The 2,398-nt window shown below is 67.9% G+C and carries 3 protein-coding genes and 1 pseudogene; all 4 read right to left on the bottom strand.

Annotated elements, in window-relative coordinates:
• Positions 1 to 836: phospholipase D-like domain-containing protein (locus B2W70_RS05890; RefSeq protein ID WP_286743782.1), on the bottom strand; the 836-nt coding region annotated here is incomplete at its 3' end.
• Positions 837 to 839: 3 nt separating this feature from the next.
• Positions 840 to 1,649 (bottom strand): endonuclease/exonuclease/phosphatase family protein, encoded by an 810-nt coding sequence (locus tag B2W70_RS05895; protein ID WP_286743784.1) that lies wholly within the window; start codon positions 1,647 to 1,649, stop codon positions 840 to 842.
• Positions 1,650 to 1,735: 86 nt separating this feature from the next.
• The gene (gene nudB / locus B2W70_RS05900) at positions 1,736 to 2,212 is read right to left on the bottom strand and encodes a dihydroneopterin triphosphate diphosphatase (protein WP_286743785.1); all 477 of its coding nucleotides are present in this window, start codon (positions 2,210 to 2,212) and stop codon (positions 1,736 to 1,738) included.
• Positions 2,209 to 2,398, bottom strand: a pseudogene (locus B2W70_RS05905) (curli production assembly/transport component CsgG); the annotation flags it as partial. The pseudogene B2W70_RS05905 and the gene nudB, both read right to left, overlap by 4 nt.

Raw genomic sequence — 2,398 nt, forward strand, 5'->3', positions numbered from 1 at the left:
CGTGCCTGCCGAATGGCTTGCAGCGAGGCGAGCTCGATGGTGCGACGCTGGCGCAGGTTGTCGCGCATGACAAAAGCGCAGCGCGAGCCGTGCAACAACTGCGCGGCTTGCTCGACGCGCCCTTGCTCGCGCGGAGACAGGCGCATGCGCGCCTGGTCGAGCAGTCGCTTGAAGCGGCGGAACTTCTGCAGGTCACTGGCTGCCTTGGGCAATTGGGGCAGCTCATCGCGCCAGTCCACGCCGAACTGCGCACGCGTCCAGATGGCCCGCACCGCGTGCAACATGGGTGTGATGGCAGGGCCGCTCACGTCGACGGCGTAGTCCAGTCGAGGCTGCTGTGACCAGCCATGGTGCAGGTCGTGGCGGTCGTCGATCAGGTTGATGCCGCCGATGAAGGCCTGGCTCCGGTCGATGACCGCGATCTTCAGGTGCATGCGCCGCCATTGGCTGGTGTCGAACACGAGCGCACCCAGGCCCCGTGTGGGGCGGTAGGTGGCCAGCTTCACCCCGGCCAGCGTGAGGTCCTTCCACAGGCTGGCCGGTGCATCGCGAGAGCCCAGCCCATCGACCACCAGGTGCACCGAGACGCCGCGCCTGGCGGCCCGCATCAGGGCCTGCAGCACCCAGCTGCTTTGCCCCTGTGGCGAGACCATGTAGAACGCCATCCACACACTGTGCTGAGCAGCGTCGATGCGGTCGCGCAGTGCCGGGAAGAGCTGCTCTCCACCTTTGAGCAGGCGCACCTCGTTGCCACCCGTGAACACAGGCCGCCTCTGAACGTACCAGGCCAGGCCTTCGAGCGTGTCCAGGTCGGCATCGGCCGGCGACACCTGCATCGCTCAACCCAGCTCGAGTTCGACCACCAGGGGCAGGTGGTCCGACAGCCTGGCCCAGGTGCCACCTCGGGGCACCATCACCGAGGTGCAGCGCAGCCCCCGCGTGTAGACCCGGTCCAGCGACAGCACCGGCACGATCGAGGGGAAGGTGGGCACGCGCGCCACGTCTGCGGTGCAAGCTCGGACCAGGCCGGCGTCGGTGAACACCGGGTCCAGCTTCTCGCTCCAGTCGTTGAAGTCACCCGCGATCACCACCGGCGCGTTCGCCGGCAGCGATTCGTGAACCAGACGGGCCAGGCGCTCTGCCTGGCGCACGCGGCTGGCGTGGATCAGCCCCAGGTGCACCACCACCACGTGCACCTCGATGCCCCGCCACCGCACCGGCACGTGCAGCAGCCCGCGCTGCTCGAAGCGGTGGTCGGACACGTCGTGGTGCCCGATGTCGCCGATGGGCCAGCGCGCCAGCAGCGCGTTGCCATGTTCGCCGCCGCGCGTGAAGGCGTTGGTGCGGTAGGCCACTTCGTAGCCTTCGGGGGCCAGGTAGTCGGCTTGCGGCTCGGCGGGCCAGGCCATCGGCCCGAACTGTGTTCGTGAAAACGTCCGTGCCTCTTGTTCGTTGAAGCGCCGGACCTCTTGCAGGCAGACGATGTCGGCGTCCATGGCCTCGACAGCCAGGCCCAGGTTGTGGATCTCCAGGCGCTTGGACGGACCCATGCCGCGCACGCCCTTGTGGATGTTGTAAGTCGCCACGCGCAGGCAGGAGGAGCCCTGGGTCGACGGCGGCAGCAGCGAAGACTGAAGCGGGTTGAGCACGGTCGTCAGCAGAGGTGCGGGGATTCAACCTTACCCGAAGTGGGGTGGTCCACGGCGCGCATCTGGGGGCGGGTTCCCCGTGGTTTTCATCGGTTCTGCAACTGCCGGGGCAGCATCAGGATGGCCTCCGCGTTGGAGGGCGAGAAGCAACGGTCGGCCGCCTCTTGCCAGGGCAGCCAGGCGTGCTGCGTGTGCTCGCGCGGCGCCAGCCTGATGGGGATCTCGCGCGGCACCTGCAGGCTGAAGACCCGCTCGGTGTTGTGCGTCACCCCCGGCGCGTAGCGGTGTCGCCAGACGGGGTAGATCTCGTAGATGTTCTCCAGCGCCCAGTCTCGCAAGGCCGAGGCGGGCACTGCGGGCGAGCCAATGGCGATGCCGGTTTCTTCGGCCACCTCGCGGATGGCGGTCAGCACCCAGTCTTCGTCCAGGTGGTCTTTCGATCCGGTCACGCTCTGCCAGAAGCCGGGTTGCTTGGCGCGCTCGATGAGCAGCACCTCCAGCTCGGGTGAGTGGATCACCACCAGCACGGACTGAGGGATCTTGTGGGCGGGTTCCTGGCTCATTGAGATCGGGTGTTGGTGGCCACAGGGGGCGGCAGTTGGCGAGCCTGCAGGGCCTGGACCTGGTTGACGAGCTTGTTGTGGGCGTCGTAGAAGGCCGCGGCGATCACCTTGCCTTCGTTGGTGTTGCTCCAGCCGATGCCGCCGAGCCCGCCTGCGCGACCGGCCACCAGGCCACCCAGGCCCAGA

It is taken from the genome of Aquabacterium sp. UBA2148 (assembly GCF_002328915.1).
In the GTDB taxonomy this organism is placed as follows: domain Bacteria; phylum Pseudomonadota; class Gammaproteobacteria; order Burkholderiales; family Burkholderiaceae_C; genus Aquabacterium; species Aquabacterium parvum.

What these genes read in the sequence shown, in the direction of transcription:
- nudB (WP_286743785.1), bottom strand. Translation starts at nt 2,212, where the DNA reads ATGAGCCAGGAACCCGCCCACAAGATCCCTCAGTCCGTGCTGGTGGTG.